The organism is Natronosporangium hydrolyticum (assembly GCF_016925615.1).
In the GTDB taxonomy this organism is placed as follows: domain Bacteria; phylum Actinomycetota; class Actinomycetes; order Mycobacteriales; family Micromonosporaceae; genus Natronosporangium; species Natronosporangium hydrolyticum.
Map to the genome: position 1 here is coordinate 2,839,355 of NZ_CP070499.1, position 16,592 is coordinate 2,855,946.

The window sequence follows — 16,592 nt, forward strand, 5'->3', positions numbered from 1 at the left end:
ACGTGGACATCGACTTCCTCGCCCTGCAGCAGGCGTTGGACTCCACTATCCAGGAAGCTGAGCCGCGCTACTGGTTCGTTGACGAGGCAGGGCCGGCGCGGATGGAGCCGGATCGGGCCTGGGGAATCCTTGACGCTGCGGCTGCCGCCATTATCGATGCGAGAGGACTACGCGGAATCGTGGGTCCTACTGCAGGATACGACGTTCTCCATCGCACGGCGAACCGACTGTATGCCGAGCTCCCACCGGAGGAAGCATTCATCAGGTTGAAGCAGGCAATATGGACGCTCCTCGTGGCAGGCCACGAGACCACCGCGCTGAGCGTCTTCTGGACCCTGTGCCTGCTGCAGAGGGACCCACTGTTGCAGCGACGTCTGCGACTGGTCGGCGGCAGCACCTACCCCGGCCCGGTAGCTGAGGCGACCGGTCCAGCGATCACCGTAAGACACCTGCTGGACGAGAGCCTGCGGCTCCGGCCGCCGGTCTACGGCATTGGGCGAGTCTCGACCCGGGAAGTCGCGCTCGGCGGCGTCCTTTTTCCTCCCGGCGTGGAGTTCCTGGTCTGCCCGTGGGTGGTGCACCGGAACTCACTGTACTTCCCCCATGGTGACGAGTTTCGCCCCGACCGATGGTCGGAGATCGACCGTGAGGACCTGCCGGAGTTCAGCTTCCTCCCCTTCGGTGGTGGGCCCCGGGGCTGCATCGGGGAGCGGCTGGCGCGACTGGAGGCGGAGACGATTCTGCAAGTGCTGTTGGCAGCGGCCACGCTCGAGGTCGCAGGGCCCGAGCCGGCGCCGCGGGCGCAGCTGACCGTCCGTCCGGAGCGTCCGGTCTCCGCGACGCTGCGACCGCGGTCGGAAGAACGCCACTGTGTCAGGGATGGACGCCCGACCCATGCTTGAGGTCGAGCGGCTCAGCAAGAACTACGGCGAGATCGCAGCAAACATCGACCTTACCTTCACGGTCAAGCCGGGTGAGGTAGTCGCGTTGCTCGGTAGTAACGGCGCGGGCAAGACCACGCTCGTGCATCAGGTGGTAGGACTCACCAGGCCCACCTCGGGATCGATCAGACTGGACGGATCGGATCTGATCGCCTCACCCCGGCGAGCACGGTGGTTGTGTTCGCTGCAGCCGCAGAGTCAGGTGCCGTTGACCGGCCTCACGCCTCGACGCTCGGTGGAAATCGTCGGCGAATTGCGGGGACTCTCCACCGCCGCCGCCCGAGAACGCGCTGAGCGCATTGGGAAGGCCCTCGCGCTAGAGGGATACTACGACCGTCGGGTTCAGGCGGTGCACCTCACCCACGACGCACTGTCTTCGGGAATGCGGCGGCTGGTGGCCTTCTGTATGGCGGCGGTGGCCCCCTGTCGGGCACTGGTCCTGGACGAACCGACAAACGACGTTGATCCGCTGCGCCGCACCCTGTTGTGGCAGATTGTCCGTGACATCGCGGCCGAAGGAACGTGCGTCCTCCTCGTGACGCACAACGTGCTCGAAGCGGCACGCATCGTCGACAAGGTGATCCTGATGGATGCCGGGCGAATCATTGCGCAGGGCAAGCCGGATGAGCTCAGCGCGCGCTACTGTCCGGAGCTTGTTCTGGAAGTAGTGGTCACCGATCCGACCATGGTGATCGACCGACCTACATTCGTGGAGTCGGAGTTCGCCCACGGCCACGGCCGCTTCCTGGGAATCCGTGAGGAGGTCCTGCCTGAGGCGCTGGCCTGGGCACGGGGGGAGCAGGACGCGCGCCGGATCACGAGATTCTCGGTGCGGCCATCGACGCTGAACGACGCCTACGGGCACATTGTGGATGCGTTGAGGGACCGTGAGAACTAACCTGCGCCTCGGCTGGCGCCACCTCCGTCAACTGCGACTCATCATGGAATGGCAGGTCTCGCGTCTTCGGTCCGTTGCGGCACTGATCGTGGCTATCCAGAGCATGTTGGCCGTCGGATTGGTTGTGGGGTTCGGATTCCTCGTGGGTGACGACGCCGACTCCGGCCGGTTTCTCGCCACCGGCGCCCCGACGATATCCCTGGCCGTGGTCGGCTTCGTACTTCTCCCACAGCATCTGGTCCGGGCCAGCCTCGAAGGAAGCCTGTTGTTTGCAAGGACCTTCCCGGTCGGCCGGTTCACGTTCCTGATGGCCGACACGATCGTGTGGGTATTGGCGGCCATCCCAGGACTGGTGTCCGCGATCCTCGTGGGCGCGGTGGTGTACGGTTTCTCCGCTCCCTCGCCCTGGGCGGTCCCAGCGCTGCTGTTGGCGGCGTTGACCTTCAACGCGATCGGCTACGCGATGGCGGCACTGGCCAAACCGATGGCGGCGGCGATCTACGCACAGGTGCTTATGCTCGGCACGGTCATGTTTTCACCTGTGCTCTTCCCGCTCGAACGGGTCCCGTCGTGGTTCGCGGGCATGCACAAGGCACTGCCGGTCGAGCCGATCGCCAACCTCGTCCGAGGAACCCTGGCGCCGGAGTTCTTCGCAGTGTCGGCCTCAGATGTCGTACGGGCTGCGTTATGGTGCGGAGCCGGATTGCTTCTGTCGACGATTGGGATCGGTCGCCGGAATTAATCCGCGGCGGCCCCGGCGGAGCGCGGTCGGATTGGCCGGATCATGCAGCCACCCAATGAGTCCGGACATCGGTACTGAGGTGATCTCAGCAAGAATCGTCGGGCAGCTCATCCTGGCTCACACCTGATCCAGTTCGGACCCCCCACACGCAGGCGTGGAGCCCTTCAGGTAGGAAGTTCTCACACAAGATCACCTACCGCGAAGGACCCCACGTGATCACCTATCCTGCCATGCTCGACGTACCCCGCCAACTGGTCCACTACCTGTCCCGCCTGCTGGCCACCGAACGACTCACCCGCGGCACCCGCCGAGGCACCCGAGCGCTGACCTGCTTCAAACAGGCCCTGCTGGTACTGGTCTGGTACCGCAAACGCGAAGACCTCACCCTGCTGGCCGCCGGATTCGGCGTCTCCCGCGCCACCGCCTACCGCTACCGCGACGAGGCCACCACCGTCCTTGCCGCAGGCGCCCCAGACCTGCACCAGGCGCTACGCCGGGTCGCCGACCAAGGCTGGTCCCACATCATCCTCGACGGCAAAATCTTCCGCCGCCAGCCCCAGCAAAATCGGCGACATCGTCAAAGCAGTGCTCGTCCTCACCCACTTTGAACACCGCCACCTGCCAGAATCTTGTTGAGATCACCTCACTGACACCTCCGGTGGCGGGATGCTAGTATGCTCTCGCATGACGCAATGCATCCCTTACATCTGTCCAGGTTGAGGTTGGTGGACGATCCTCGAGACATGTGGCGCGGCCGGCAGGGGAGCGAGGACGCGCGCCAGCCAGGAAGCCTCTACGGCAATGTCATCGCCGCGTTGACTGCGGCGGCTGCGAGCGCAGCTACCGAGCGTGCCCGCGGTTACTACCGCGACCTGCTCGAACGGACGGTACGGGCCGGGACGCTGGACCATCCGGCGAGGTATACCCCCGCTCGGCAACGGGTGGGCGCTCGGTCGTATCTGCGGCGTCAGGTATCCGTGGACACCTACGCCTGCAGCCAAGGGGTTGCCGAGCCGCTGCGTTGGCGCGGACGGCGCCTTCTCAAGGGCGTATGGGACCTCGCGATCTACGGCCAACTTCTGCAGGAGTTGCGGCCACGGACAATTGTCGAACTCGGAGCTGGCCCCGGCGCGAGTGCGCTCTGGTTCGCCGATCAGGCTATCGGACTGGGAATCGACTGCCATGTCGTCTCCCTGGACCGTTCGCCGCCACCGGCGGTCAGAGGGCGACCCAGCGTGACATACCAGTACTGTGATCTTGAGGGTGACCTGGCCATGCTCGTGGCTGCGCTACGCCGACGCCCGGCCGCCACGCCGCTGCTGGTGGTGGAGGATGCCCATGTCGCCATCCCGGCTGTGCTTAGCTGCGTAGACGCCGAACTCGACCGGGGCGACTATCTGGTGATTGAGGACAGCGAGGGCAAGCAGGCTGAACTTGTCGCCTTTCTGGAGAAGGCCCAGCGGGATTACTACGTTGACAACATGCTGTGCGATCGGTTCGGCGTTAACGCCGCATCGGCGATGAACTCAATTTTCATGGTCGGCCCTCCGGAGAGGTGAGGCTGTGCGTCGCCTGCTGCTGGCGAACCTGATCTCCGGCTCCGCCACATTGGCGGTGTTCACGGCGCTGGCCGCGTACGTGCAGCAGACCGTCGGAGCCACAGCCACCACCGCGCTCTTCCTGGTGCAGACGGTCGCGGTGATCGCGCTGGCGCGCTGGATCCTCCGGCTCCTTCCCAGCGAACGTGCTGGTCTGCTGTGGGGACTGGGTCAGGTGGTGCAGCTGCTGCTATGCGTCCTGCTGTTGCCGGTGCGGGAGGACCTCGCCCTGATCGTGGTCTACGCGGGTGTCGTGGCAGGGCTGGGCGGAGTCAGCGCGCCTTTGATGCTCTACCTCGTCGGCAGGCTCGCGGAGGAACCGTTACGCCAGGGTGCTCTAACTGGTCTTGCCAGCGGGCGGACCGCCAGTCTGGCGATCGGCCCTGGAATCGCGGCCGTGCTCATCCCTGTCGGGGGAGTCGCTACGGTCATCTTGGTGGCTGCGCTGCTCTACGCGGCCTGTGCAGCCCTGGTGGCTCATACCCGGCATGCGCGGCTGACCTCCGCCGGCGGCGACACTCAGGCACCGGCACGAGGCTTTCTGTCGACATTCGCCAGGCCTGACGGCGTTGGCCGCGGGCTGGTGCCGATGGTGATTCTCTGGGCGGTGCTCGCCTTGGCCGGCGGCGCCGTCAACGCGGTGGAGTTCCCGGTCATGGACGTACTACACGGGTTCTCGGCTTCGATGATCGGGGTGACGCTCGCGGCGTACGGCGTGGGGGGACTGGTCGTGTTCGTCCTCAACACCCTGAACGTGGACATCCTACACCCGCTGGTGCCGTTCGTGGTCCTACCGTTCGCGCTTCTAGGCTGGGCTTTCTTAGGTCCGGCGGGCGCCCTCATCGGTTTTTTCCTGACCGGAGCGACCTACTCGTTGGTCAGCGGATGGATCCGCTATGTCATCGATCGGGAGGCAACTCGCAGCGGCGTGGTCATTGTTGATCTCTGGGCCTGGCTGCAACAGATCGCGGCGGGCATCAGCGTGGTCGTCTATCTTCTGTTTCTGGCTGCCTTCGCCCTGGCGGTCTCGCTAACGCTGCTGGTCTTCCTTATGGTCGGCCTGTTCGGCGTGCTGGGGTGGTTCGGTGTCGTCGCCTGGCGCTCGGAGCGGCGGGCAGGTCGGGGCAGTGTTCAGGAGCCCTCGGCCTGTACGGACCGTTCCTAGCTGCCCACCGGGGCGTATGGGCGCGGTTGCGCGAGCCGGGCCTGCTCATCGCGGATCTTCCTGTGGAGTCTCCGGCGATGTCTCATTGACCATCGGCTCGTGTCCGGTAAAGGATTGTGGAACGGCAGCCAGTACGTCATCCGTAGCAGGAGCCGATCCGTTTCCGTGGATTCTCTCGGCGCTGCGCCGCGATGTCACTGACTGGCCGGTGTGATGATGACGGCCGACCTCAGGTGAATCGGTGAAAGGACGCTGTGCGACGGGCGGCAGTTCAGTGTGCCTCAACCCGTGGAACTCGCTGTCGGCAGTCACGGCCCCGGGCCACGGAACGTGGCCCAGATAGGAGGTTGAAAATGACCGACTCGACGAAGGCGCCAGACCCCCTGTTCGAGGAGTTCGACATGGAGGTCTATGGACGTACCTCGCCGAACAACATGCCGTTCTTCGCGTCGTTCGTGGAACTTACGGACGACGAGCAGGCAGAGGTCGATGAGGCGCTGGCACTCTCCGAGTAGACGGCGTTCGTGAGTCACACGTATGCCGCGGAGGTACAGTCGCTGGCCACGGCCGGCTGACACCTGAAGATGCCGCGGGGACTGTAGTCGCCGTCGGACGGTCCCCGCGGCGTACCAGTAAGGACTGTGTCGTGTATAGTTCGACGCCGCTGCTGTTCGATACCGTCTCCACACTGATCGCCGGGGACCGTGTCTTTTCTGGGAACCAACCCGATGACTGTGTCCTCGGTGGGCTCCTGACTAATGTCGACTCTGCCTGCATGCTCGGCCTCGGGTACGGCGCTGGGCTGCGGGCCGTACGCGCCAGCGCTCCAGCCGCTGATTTGTTCGCGGTGGATCGTGATCCAGCCACCGTCGGACTCTGCCGTGCGCTCTATCAAGTCTACTTCCCCTCGATTCGCTTCCGCATGCAGGTGGCGGACGCAGCGCAGCTGATGCGAGACAGCGTGGAGTGCTTCGACTTGATCTGCGTCGATCTCTACGATGGCGCCTCGCATCCCGCGCTGGTTTTCGACGCCGGTTTCTGGGAGGACGTCCGGTCGCGCGTCGCCGACACCGGCGTGGTCCTGGTGAACTGCTGGGGGCTTCCGGAGCACCTACGACCGTTCGCGGGTGCCTCGCCCCAGCGGGCTCTCGGCGAGGTTCTGCGTACGGTCTGGGAGGAGGTCCGGTACCTACCGGCGCGGCGAAACACGACATTCGTGCTGACCAGTACGAACGTCAGCCTCTGTATCGACGAGGTGACCGCGTGGCCCGGTCTGTCGGCCGCCGACCGAGCCGTGCTCGCCACTGCGGCGTGCCGGCTGCGGCACGCCCGCACAGTTCCACAAGGCGACGCCGGTGGCATTGCGCCAGCGAGGACCCAGGCGGCGATCGACGCCGAGATGGCTCGCCGGTGGCCCGCGATGCTGGAGGTGGTGGGTGATGCCGCTGCGGCGGCGGGATTGCCACCGGCAGTGGCCTCCGGACGGCAAGTGGTTCTCGACCCCGAGATCGCCGTCCCGGTGCTGCGAACGCTGCTCGACCGTGAGGCTGCGGAGGCTGCGTTCATTCCCACCGTCGCCGCTTCGCTCACGTTCGAATCGGACTTCCGCGCTGGCTGGTTCGGGGAGTGGATCGCTGACACACACCTTGATCTTGCCGAGCATTCGCCAAGGTGGTTCTACTCCACTGGCCTGCCTCAGGCGATGTCCATGCTGGCGAACCCGTACGCCCCTGATTGGCCTTGGCGGGACCGGCTCATCGAGGCCGCTATGCGGCTCAGCCGGGCGGAGTCTGTCTCGGGGACTTCATTGGAGACGACTCGTCAGACGTCGGCGATGGTCGTCGGCGGCCCGCCCGCCCGGACCGACGCACCCGAGAGCGTGCCTGCGGCACCGTACCGGAGGAAGGAGCTGAAGGATGCAGAAGACAATTGAAGTAGTCGACGACTTCTACGTCGACGTGGACCGGGTACGAGAGCTAGCGATCTCCATGGGCGACTGGGCGAATCCGAAGCAGGAGGCGGGCATCACCTACGACTTTGAGACATACAATTCGTTCTTCAACGATCAGCTAGTCCGGGTCATGCGCGACCTGGTGGGTGCGGAAATCCATGTTGACCCCAAGCGGATGGCGTTCGGCGTGTTCGGGGTCTTCGGCGCCGACTCGCATGTCGATTTCACCACCCACTATGATGAGACGGACTGGTCCGCCATCGTCTACCTTGTGCCCGATGACCGCTGCGAAGGTGGGCTTTCGTTCTATCGGCACAAACCCTCTGGTCTGTTCGGACCGCCAACTGAGGAGCAGGCCCGGCAGATCGGGTACGACAGCCGTGACGCGTGGCTGCGCGAGCACTACTATCCGGACAAGATGCATCCGGAGCGATGGGAGGAGACCACCCACGTCGCCATGCGGTACAACCGGCTGATCCTGCTCCGGGGCTCGGTCCTTTTCCACCGTGCCAGCAAGGGTTTCGGGACGACGCCGGACAGCGGTCGCCTGACCCAGCGATTCTTCTTCAACGACGCCAACCGGAGGGACTAGATGCGCAAGCGATTGGTTGTGGTCGACGGTTTCTACGCGGACCCTGACGCAGTCCGGCAGCTCGCACTGAACTCGGCATTCAATAGCGCTGACCGGTACAACTATCCAGGCTGGCAGAGTAACAAGGCGCTTCGCACGGACGCGCTCCAGGCCCGCATCGAGGGGATTCTCGGCCGTGGGATCGATGTCGACCCGGACAGGCTCACGTGGGGCGGCTTCCGTCTCATTACCGATGAGACTGGCGAAAGAACCAAGGTGCATGCGGACTCCGCCGTCGACTGGGCTGGCATGGTCTATCTCACGCCCGACGCGCCATCCTCGGCCGGCACCGGGTTCTTCCGACACCGGGAGACCGGGCGTGAGCGTCCACCGACCGACCGTGAAGCCCGCCGGCTCGGCTTCGCCGACGCCGACGAGTTCGAGGAACGTGTGGTTCGCCGTGACATGGCTGATCTGTCGAAGTGGGAGATCGTAAGCTGGGTCGGGCCGACTTACAACCGACTGGTGTTGTTCCGGGGGTGCGAGTTCTACCATGCCCCGCTGGGTGGACTCGGTGATCGGCCAGCAAACGCCCGGCTCACCCACAACTTCTTCTTCAACGAGCGCATCGAGGTGGGGACGGTCGGCCGAGTGCTCGGCAAGGAGGTCGTGTCCGGAGGTGTCAGATGAGGCAAGCGGTGACAGAGGTGCCGCACTCTCTGCGCGGCGAGGTCCACATCATCGACGACTTCTACGAGAAGCCTGACGCCGTACGCCGACTGGCCCTCGACGCCGAGTTCGTCGGCTTCGACGGACGGGCGAACTTTCCGGGAGGGGAGAGCGTCAAGGCGTACTGGTCACCTCAACACCGCGACCGCTTCGCCGAGCTGGTCGGGAAGGCCATCGACATCGACCCATCGCAGTGGGTGTTCGGCAAGTTCCGACTCGCGCTCGCCAACGAAACGGGGCGTACGAAAGTACATGTCGACTTCGTCGACTGGACCGCGGTGATATATCTCAGCCTCGACACCGACTGTTCCGGCGGGCTCGGTATCTATCGACACCGTGAGACCGGGTTGGAGCGGGTACCGCGCGGTAGCGACCTCGCCGCTTACCGCTGTTCGTCGCTGGAGGAGTTCGACAGCAGGTATATCATGCGTGACAGCCTGCACGACGACCGCTGGGAACTGCTCCATCAGGTCGACATCCGGTACAACCGGTGCGTTCTCTTCCGCGGCTCCCGGTTGTTCCACGGCATCACCCGGACGTTCGGCGGCGGGTCGGCCGACGGGCGGCTGACCCAGAACTTCTTCTTCATGGACGCCGTCGAGGGGAGCTCCGCATGAGGTCGCTGCTGGACATGGCACGAGCGGCGGTCGACCTGCCGGGGTCGCCGGAGTCATACCGATTGGTGACCCTGGACGCGTTGGGGCACACCGCCAGCGGGCTGGAACTCGTCAGCGGAACGGAGGTCGCGGTGGCCGACCTGCGTTCGGTACTGGGACGCTCCGCCACGGAGCTGTCGCGCCATCGGCTGTCGCTGCAGCGGCTCGGGGTGGTGGCAATCGAGGGTGAGGCGGCGCGGACGGTGGCCCTGCTTGACGGTTGGCGCCTCATCCGGTCGCACGGCCGTCAGGCCGATCTGGCCTCTGCCGACCTGCGCGGCGCGGATCTCACCGGCGCGGATCTCATCGGAAGCGATCTTTCCTATGCCGACCTTCAGGGGGCGTGGCTGGACAGCGCAAATCTCCGGGGTGCCCGTCTGCGGTGCACGGACCTGCAGGGCGCCAGCTTGCGCTGTGCCAGCATGTTCGGCGCCGACTTGACCGAGGCCGACCTGCGCCGCTGCGACCTGCGCCATAGCGATCTCAGAGAGGCAACGTGTGCCGGGGTGGCGCTGCGTGGCGCGGACACCTGGGCGGCTTACGTCTGGGAAGTCGACTTCTCCTCCGCGTTTCTGGAGGGATGCGAGATCGGGCGTGCCGACTACCGGGGTGCCGACTCGAAGCCGGCCGGCGCGCGGTCATAATGCCGTTCCCCGACCTGACGACTTCTCCTGGAATGGAGGTATGAATGATACGAGCCGTCCAGCACGCCACGCCTCCGGAGGCGGTGGCTGACTCCGGAGCGGGCAGCGAGTTGCGAGTAGTCCTGGTCTGCATGCCGTGGGCATTGCTGGACATGCCGTCGCTCGCCGTCAGCACCCTGGTACCAGTCGCGACCGAGACCGCCAAGACGGCGCAGGTGGATGTCGTCTACGCCAATCTGCGGTGGTGCGACTACCTCACCGAGAGGACCGGTGGGCGTATCGGGGCGGCGCAGTACCAGCAGGTCGTAGAAGGGTATTACCACGCGCTGGGCGAGTGGATCTTCTCCCCTGCGCTCTACGGCGCGGATGACCCCATGGATACGCCGTTCTACCTCACCGCCCGTGCCAACGGCGCCGACCTCGACGACGCCTGTGAGATGTACCGCCTTGCGCCGGGGTTCGTGATGGCTCTGGCAACGGAGCTGGTGGACGCCGGGTACGACGTGGTGGGCCTGACCTCCACATTCGATCAGAATATGCCATCCCTGGCACTGGCACGGGCCGTGAAAGAGCGTAGTCCAAGGGTGATTACCGTGATGGGTGGGGCTAACTGCGATGACGAGCAGGGAGCAGCGCTGCACCGCAGTTTTCCCGCCGTCGACTTTGTCGTACGAGGTGAGGGGGAGCTGACGTTCCTCGGCTACTCCGGGCCGTCAGCGTCCGCAATGTGGTCGAGGCGGAGACCTACCAGGCCGCGCTAGCCGGCATTGACGGACTGTGCTGGCGGGCCACTGACGGCGAGCCGGTGACGAACCCACAGCAGGCACCGGCCGTTCCGGTCGCGGCCATCCCGCCGGCCGACCTAACCCACTTCTTCGAGCAGTTCGCACGTGCCACCTCCGTGTCCGACATCGATCCGAAGATCCAACTCGAAGGTGCCCGGGGCTGTTGGTGGGGAGAGAAACACCATTGCACCTTCTGCGGGCTGAATGGATCTCTCATGGGCTTCCGGGCCAAGAGCGCCGATCGACTGTTGGCGGAGATCACTGACGCTGTGCGGCGCCACCGCACGCTGGACGTCGTATTCGCGGACAACATCATGGACATGGGCTACATCCGTGACCTGGTCCCCAAACTCAGCGAGCTGGACTGGGACCTGCGGTTGTTCTTCGAAGCAAAGTCGAACCTGTCGTTCGCCCAGTTGAGGGCTCTCGCCGATGGCAAGGTGACCCAGCTCCAGCCCGGTGTGGAGTCGTTGAGCAGCAACGTCCTGAGACTCATGCGCAAGGGAGTGGCCGCGTGGCAGAACGTGCGTATGCTGCGGGACTGCCGGACGCTGGCGATCTACCCGGGCTGGAACATCCTCTACGGCTTCCCCGGAGAGACAGCAGACGACTACGCCGAGGTGGTGCGTCAGATGTCGTTCCTGCGTCATCTCACCCCGCCGGAGGGGTGTTACCGCGTGGTTCTGACCCGTTTCAGTCCGTACTTTCAAGATCCCAGCCTCGGACTGATCAACCGGGGTCCGTCGGCGCTGCTGTCGAAGGTGTACCGGCTTCCCAAGCAAGAGCTGGCACAGCTCGGTTACCTGTTCGAAAGTGAGAAGGCCGGTATCCGCGGCGAGGATGTCCAGGCGCTGGAGGCCGCTACCAGGGACTGGCACACCAATCACGCCGGTAGACGGTTGGTAGCCATACCAGATGGGTCAGCATTACGGATCGTCGACGAGCGCTCCCCCTCCCCATCGGAGCATGTGCTCAAGGACCCGGTGGAAACCACCGCTTTCCACGCGACACTGCGGGGACGTTCGGCCGCGGCGGTACACCGGCAGCTCGAAGCGGCGGGCTTGTCGGTCAGCGGTGAGCAGGTGGCCGATCTGATACACAGCTGGCATGAGCAAGGCTGGATGTTCCGCGACGGCGACTACTTCGTCGCCTTGCCGACCGGGCTCAGCTATGACTGATGGTATCCGACACCGAGCATTGACCCACGCCACGGTGAGATCCGCGCTCGTGGTCGACTGGCCCTCGACCCGCCTTCACACCCGCCAGCAGTTGGCGGCATACGCCATGGCGGGCATGCGGGGTCTACAGATCGCCGACACTGTTGAGCTGGACGACAGCGATCCGCTCCCCACCGCGAAGTTCATCCGGCTTCTCGTTGATGCCGCCGGGGTCGGCTTGCGTGCCTTCTGGTGTGGGACCGTAGCCCGTCCCCTGACAGCGCAACTTCGCCATCTGGACCCGCCGCGCAGCAGATCCGGCGTACCGGCCTGGCCGGTTCCGAGGCGGCCGCTGTTGACGATGCGTCGAGGCCCGGGCTTCGTCCAGGTCGAGGACCTACGGGTTACTCCGACGGCGCGGTACGTGATCTCAGAGCCGGCCGCCGTGTCCGTGCTCAGAACCCTCGAGACCCCCGGGCCCGCACCGGACGAGCGAGCGCTCGCGACACTGCAGGGCTTGGCAGCAGGCGGACTGGTCCTCCAGCTCCGGGACACCTGGGTGACAGTCGCCGTGCGATTCGGTTACGCGCGGGCATGAGCGAGGTACGATTCTCCGTTCTCAGCAACGGATTACGGGTGGTGGCGGATCGTCATCCGATCGTGCCGCTGGTCGCTGTGAACCTGTGGTACGCGGTCGGCTCCCGACACGAGCGCCGTGGCGAACACGGCCTCGCCCATCTACTGGAACATCTGATGTGCCTGGGCGCAGCACGTCATAGTGACTACCCTCGTCGCCTGCAGGCAGTGGGGGGTGGCCATTTCAACGCCACGACAAACCAGGACCGGACGACATACTTCCAGACCGCTCCGCCCGACTTCCTTCCGGAGGTTCTGCGCTATGAGGCTGACCGGATGGCCAGTCTCGGCGACTCGATCGACCAGGAACGGCTCGACTCACAGCGTCGCGTTGTCCGCAACGAGGCGCGGCAGAGCCATGACCTACGCCTCGCCGAGGCGCTCCTGAGCGCCGCCTTCCCGGTCGGGCACCCCTACCACCACCCTATCTGTCAGGCTCGGGTGGGACATGGGACAGGGTAATCTCCTGAACTGACCATCGAGCAGGGCGAGACAGGACCATCGAGAGCGATGACCATGAGTAATGCCGATCTGGAGCCGCGGGCTGAGCGTCCCAAGCGCAGGGTGTTCACCAACGAGTACAAGCTGGCGATCGTGGCTGAGTACGACGCGCTGACCGAGTCGGGTGCCCGCGGGGCACTGCTACGCCGCGAGGGCCTGTACCACTCCCATCTGATCGAGTGGCGCAAAGCGCGCGATGCCGGTGCGTTGTCCGGGCCGACGCCGAGGCCGGGACGCAAGCCCCAGCGCAGCCGGGAGCAGGTCGAACTGGAGCGGCTACGCCGTGACAACGAACGAATGGCCGCGGAGCTGGCGCGTACCAAAGCCGCGCTTGACGTGGTGGGAAAAGCACACGCGCTCTTGGGGATGCTCTCCGAGAGCGCGGAGCCGACGCGCGAAAACAGGTCGAGCAGGTGATCGAGGAAGCGTTTGTCGAGTTGGCGCCGGTCACCGGGATCAAGCAGGCATGTCGGCTGTTGGGTAAGCCGCGTTCCAGCCACTACCGCAGGTTACGGCCAGCGCCAGCGGGTCAGGCCCGGCCGCCGCGGCCGGCTCCGCCCAATGCGTTGAGCCGCGCTGAGCGGGATCAGGTGGCTGCGGTGCTGCACTCGGAGCGGTTCGCCGACAAGTCCCCGGCGCAGGTGTGGGCCACCCTGCTCGACGAAGGTGTCTACCTGTGTTCCGAGTCGACCATGTACCGCATCCTGCGCGAACGCGGCGAGGTGCGGGAGCGGCGCCGCCAGGCCCAGCACCCGCCGCGGGTGCGCCCGGAGTTGGTCGCCCACGGGCCCAACGAAATTTGGTCCTGGGATATCACGAAGTTGCATGGTCCGCATCGGGGTGTGTACTACGACCTGTACGTCATGATCGACATCTACTCCAGGTATGTGGTCGGGTGGCAGGTCGCCGCCCGCGAGTCCGGTGAGCTGGCTGAAGAGTTCATCGCCGAGGCGATCGGCCGCATCGGTGTCGCGCCCAGGGCGGTGCACGCTGACCGTGGCACTGCCATGACCAGCAAACCGGTCGCCGCGCTGCCGACCTGAACATTGACCGTAGCCACTCCCGACCGAAGGTGTCGAACGACAATCCGTTTTCGGAGGCGCAGTTCAAGACTCTCAAGCATTGTCCGGCGTTCCCCGGCCGGTTTGGATCCATCGCTGACGCCCGCGCGTTCTGCGCCGAGTTCTTCACCTACTACAACCATGATCATCGACACCGCGGGATCGGGCTGCACACCCCCGCGTCGGTCCACTTCGGCACTGTCGAGAAGATCCGCGAGGAACGGGCCAAGGTCCTCGACGCCGCCTACGCCGCCAACCCGGACCGGTTCCGTAGCCGACCCACGCCACCGACCATCCCCGGAGCGGCATGGATCAACGAACCACCAGCGACCACACAGACATCGTGAGTAACACGTGTCTCAACGAGCTTGACAGCTTCCGCCACACCACGATGGGTGCTATGAAGCAGCTTGAGCAGCTGACGCCGGGCGATGTCGCTGGGTTTCACCACAGGTATTACGGCCCGGGGAACGCCACGCTGACTCTCGTAGGGGATATTGATCCCGCGTCGGCGGTACGGCTGGCCGAGGCATGCTTCGGCGACCTGGCTCCTCGTATCCCGCCGGAACTGCCGTCGATGTCGCCAGCCGGCAACCGCTCACAGCAGGCCGTTGTGCTCGAATCTTCCAATCTGCCGGACGACCGCGTTCATCTGGGGTTTCGAATCCCGCCCGTCGGGGATCCCGAACATGACGTGGTCACCGTCTTGGGGGCGGTGCTCGGCCTGGGCCGGGGCAGCTTGCTGGCGAGAAGCCTCGTCGAAGGCGGCTTGGTCCTGCCGGCCGGCGAGCTGATGACGGTCTGGAGGTGCAGCGGCGACAGTTCACTACTGGTGGCTGGACTGAGGGCGGCACCTGGGGTCAAGGCGGAGGAAGTGGAAGCAGCCGCCCGCGATGTCATGGAGGCTGCCTGGTCCCAGATGGTCGAGGACGACCTGCAACGGGCGAGCGCACTGGTGGTTGCGCAGGTCCTGCGTCACATGGAGACAGTCAGTGGGCGCGCCGACTTCCTCAGTGAGATGACGACGGTCTTCGGCGACCCGCTCGCCGCTACGGGGTTCGTCCACCGGATCCGCGCCGTCTCGCTTGACGATCTTCGCGATACCGCTAGACGGTTACTCGTCAGTGACGATGCGTTCGTTGTCAAGTGCGTGGCGAGGCGGGACTGACCAGAGTGGAGGGCACATTTGATCGCGTGGCCGCGCTGCTTGTGGCGAGACCAGACCCTGATGGTGAACCTTCCCCGTCGAGCCACCGCCGCCGCCACCCTCGTAGTGGAGTCGGGCGCTGCCGCCGACCCGCCCGGCCGCGCCGGCCTGGCGACCCTGCTGGCACGACTGCTTCAAGCCGGTACGCCGGACATGGATGCCGAACTGGCCGTCGGTCTGGAACGCTTGGGAGCCCGATTTGCTACCCATGCCGGCTGGGACGCTCTACGCCTCACCGTGGAGGCGCCCCGGTCGTCCCTTGCAGCCGCAGTGGCTCTGATGGCCCGCCATCTGCGTACCGCGCCCGGAGCATCGCTGTCGGGCACCCAGCTACAGCAGCACGCCAGCTGGGTCGAGCGGCGATGGGCGCGCCCCGCGGTCGTGGGGGAGGCCGCGTTCCGAGAGGCGGCCCTGCGTGGGCGGTGCCGGATGCCCCTGGAGGGCACGCCGGCCACGGCCAGGGCTTTGGAGACGGTGGATGTCGAACGTGCTCACGGTGCCCTGTCGGCCGTGCAACGGTCGCTGCTGATGGCCGGGGACCTGACGTCAGCGGAGTGGGACGAGGTGCTTGGTGCCGCCGGTGACCTTGGCGCACCCCACGAGACCCGTCAGCAGCACGCCCGGCGGGTGGAGGAACCACCGTTCGGCCAAACCGCCCCTCGGCTCGTCGTGGTTGATCGGCCGGGATCGGGTTCGAGCCTGGTGTCCCTTGGATGGCGACTGCCGTCGTACAGCCGTGACGGGCATGCCGCGCTGATCCTGTACCTTTCCGCACTGACCGGTGCCCACGGCTCGCGGCTCACGCGGGCGTTGCGGGAGCGGGAAAGCTACACGTACTCGATTGGCAGCAAACTCGACCTGTCGCGCCACAGCGGGTGTGTCGCTATCTCGTTTCGGGTATCCCGCGCCGCAACAGCGTCGGCCGTGCGGGCGGCCGTCGCCGCGATCGAGCGGTTGTCACGGCACGGCTTCACCGCGAACGAACTTCGCGTGGCGCGCGCATACAAGGCCGGTAGGATGACGGCGAACTTGCAGACCCCTCGAGACGTGTGCCACATGATGGCCAGTCTGGTGGAGTCGGGCCGGCCGGCTGACGACATCTTCGCGCTGCGCGACGAGATCCTACGGTTGTCTCGGGCGCGGCTGAATTCGCTTGCCCGCCAGACGCTGTCATTGGGCCGGCTGGTGGTCGTGGTAGTCGGAGACGCCTCCCGGGTCAGGGACGGTCTCGCCGAACTCCCGCTGGCGCGAATCGCCACCTTTCACCCATCCTCACCGTGATGCTCGCCGCGACGCTGACGGGGCGGCCCGGACCCGGACCACCCCGTCAGCTTGCTATTTGTTGGTGGA

Annotated in this window: 18 protein-coding genes and 1 pseudogene; all 19 read left to right on the forward strand. The window is 65.6% G+C overall.

Annotation, left to right across the window (positions count from 1 at the left end; translation table 11 throughout):
* Nucleotides 1-2 precede the first annotated feature (2 nt).
* The gene (locus tag JQS43_RS12530) at nt 3-902 is read left to right on the forward strand and encodes a cytochrome P450 (RefSeq protein ID WP_239679248.1); all 900 of its coding nucleotides are present in this window, start codon (nt 3-5) and stop codon (nt 900-902) included.
* On the forward strand, nt 895-1,839 hold the full coding sequence (locus JQS43_RS12535; RefSeq protein ID WP_239679249.1) for an ABC transporter ATP-binding protein: 945 nt from the start codon (nt 895-897) through the stop codon (nt 1,837-1,839). The genes JQS43_RS12530 and JQS43_RS12535 overlap by 8 nt, the downstream gene beginning before the upstream one ends.
* Nucleotides 1,829-2,581 (forward strand): ABC transporter permease, encoded by a 753-nt coding sequence (locus JQS43_RS12540; RefSeq protein WP_239679250.1) that lies wholly within the window; start codon nt 1,829-1,831, stop codon nt 2,579-2,581. Before JQS43_RS12535 ends, JQS43_RS12540 begins: the two co-directional genes overlap by 11 nt.
* A 212-nt stretch (nt 2,582-2,793) precedes the next feature.
* Nucleotides 2,794-3,189 (forward strand): transposase family protein, encoded by a 396-nt coding sequence (locus JQS43_RS12545; protein WP_239679251.1) that lies wholly within the window; start codon nt 2,794-2,796, stop codon nt 3,187-3,189.
* Nucleotides 3,190-3,324: 135 nt separating this feature from the next.
* On the forward strand, nt 3,325-4,140 hold the full coding sequence (locus JQS43_RS12550; RefSeq protein ID WP_239679252.1) for a CmcI family methyltransferase: 816 nt from the start codon (nt 3,325-3,327) through the stop codon (nt 4,138-4,140).
* A gap of 4 nt (nt 4,141-4,144) precedes the next feature.
* Nucleotides 4,145-5,344, forward strand: coding sequence for an MFS transporter (locus tag JQS43_RS12555; RefSeq protein WP_239679253.1), 1,200 nt, complete (start codon nt 4,145-4,147; stop codon nt 5,342-5,344).
* A gap of 353 nt (nt 5,345-5,697) precedes the next feature.
* Complete coding sequence (locus JQS43_RS12560; RefSeq protein ID WP_239679254.1) at nt 5,698-5,859, forward strand: hypothetical protein; 162 nt, start codon at nt 5,698-5,700, stop codon at nt 5,857-5,859.
* 260 nt (nt 5,860-6,119) lie between these two features.
* Nucleotides 6,120-7,277, forward strand: a complete 1,158-nt coding sequence (locus JQS43_RS12565; RefSeq protein ID WP_239679255.1) for a spermidine synthase — start codon at nt 6,120-6,122, stop codon at nt 7,275-7,277.
* Entirely contained in the window at nt 7,261-7,887 is a 627-nt protein-coding gene (locus JQS43_RS12570) for a DUF6445 family protein (RefSeq protein WP_239679256.1), read from the forward strand. Before JQS43_RS12565 ends, JQS43_RS12570 begins: the two co-directional genes overlap by 17 nt.
* Nucleotides 7,888-8,556 carry a DUF6445 family protein gene (locus JQS43_RS12575; protein WP_239679257.1) on the forward strand — a complete coding sequence of 223 codons (669 nt, stop codon included), beginning with the start codon at nt 7,888-7,890 and terminating at the stop codon, nt 8,554-8,556. It begins immediately after the preceding gene.
* A complete protein-coding gene (locus JQS43_RS12580; RefSeq protein ID WP_239679258.1) occupies nt 8,553-9,212 on the forward strand; it encodes a DUF6445 family protein in 660 nt (219 codons plus the stop codon). The genes JQS43_RS12575 and JQS43_RS12580 overlap by 4 nt, the downstream gene beginning before the upstream one ends.
* Nucleotides 9,209-9,895 (forward strand): pentapeptide repeat-containing protein, encoded by a 687-nt coding sequence (locus tag JQS43_RS12585; protein WP_239679259.1) that lies wholly within the window; start codon nt 9,209-9,211, stop codon nt 9,893-9,895. Before JQS43_RS12580 ends, JQS43_RS12585 begins: the two co-directional genes overlap by 4 nt.
* A gap of 44 nt (nt 9,896-9,939) precedes the next feature.
* A complete protein-coding gene (locus JQS43_RS12590) occupies nt 9,940-10,656 on the forward strand; it encodes a cobalamin-dependent protein (protein WP_239679260.1) in 717 nt (238 codons plus the stop codon).
* Nucleotides 10,623-11,858, forward strand: coding sequence for a RiPP maturation radical SAM C-methyltransferase (locus JQS43_RS12595; protein WP_239674591.1), 1,236 nt, complete (start codon nt 10,623-10,625; stop codon nt 11,856-11,858). The genes JQS43_RS12590 and JQS43_RS12595 overlap by 34 nt, the downstream gene beginning before the upstream one ends.
* Nucleotides 11,851-12,435, forward strand: a complete 585-nt coding sequence (locus JQS43_RS26305; protein ID WP_420847581.1) for a DUF5825 family protein — start codon at nt 11,851-11,853, stop codon at nt 12,433-12,435. The genes JQS43_RS12595 and JQS43_RS26305 overlap by 8 nt, the downstream gene beginning before the upstream one ends.
* Nucleotides 12,432-12,935 carry a M16 family metallopeptidase gene (locus JQS43_RS12600; RefSeq protein ID WP_239674592.1) on the forward strand — a complete coding sequence of 168 codons (504 nt, stop codon included), beginning with the start codon at nt 12,432-12,434 and terminating at the stop codon, nt 12,933-12,935. Before JQS43_RS26305 ends, JQS43_RS12600 begins: the two co-directional genes overlap by 4 nt.
* A gap of 48 nt (nt 12,936-12,983) precedes the next feature.
* Nucleotides 12,984-14,382, forward strand: a pseudogene (locus JQS43_RS12605) (IS3 family transposase).
* Nucleotides 14,383-14,435: 53 nt separating this feature from the next.
* Entirely contained in the window at nt 14,436-15,203 is a 768-nt protein-coding gene (locus tag JQS43_RS12610) for a M16 family metallopeptidase (protein ID WP_239674593.1), read from the forward strand.
* An 18-nt stretch (nt 15,204-15,221) separates the two neighbouring features.
* Nucleotides 15,222-16,523, forward strand: a complete 1,302-nt coding sequence (locus tag JQS43_RS12615; protein ID WP_239674594.1) for a M16 family metallopeptidase — start codon at nt 15,222-15,224, stop codon at nt 16,521-16,523.
* Nucleotides 16,524-16,592 lie beyond the last annotated feature (69 nt).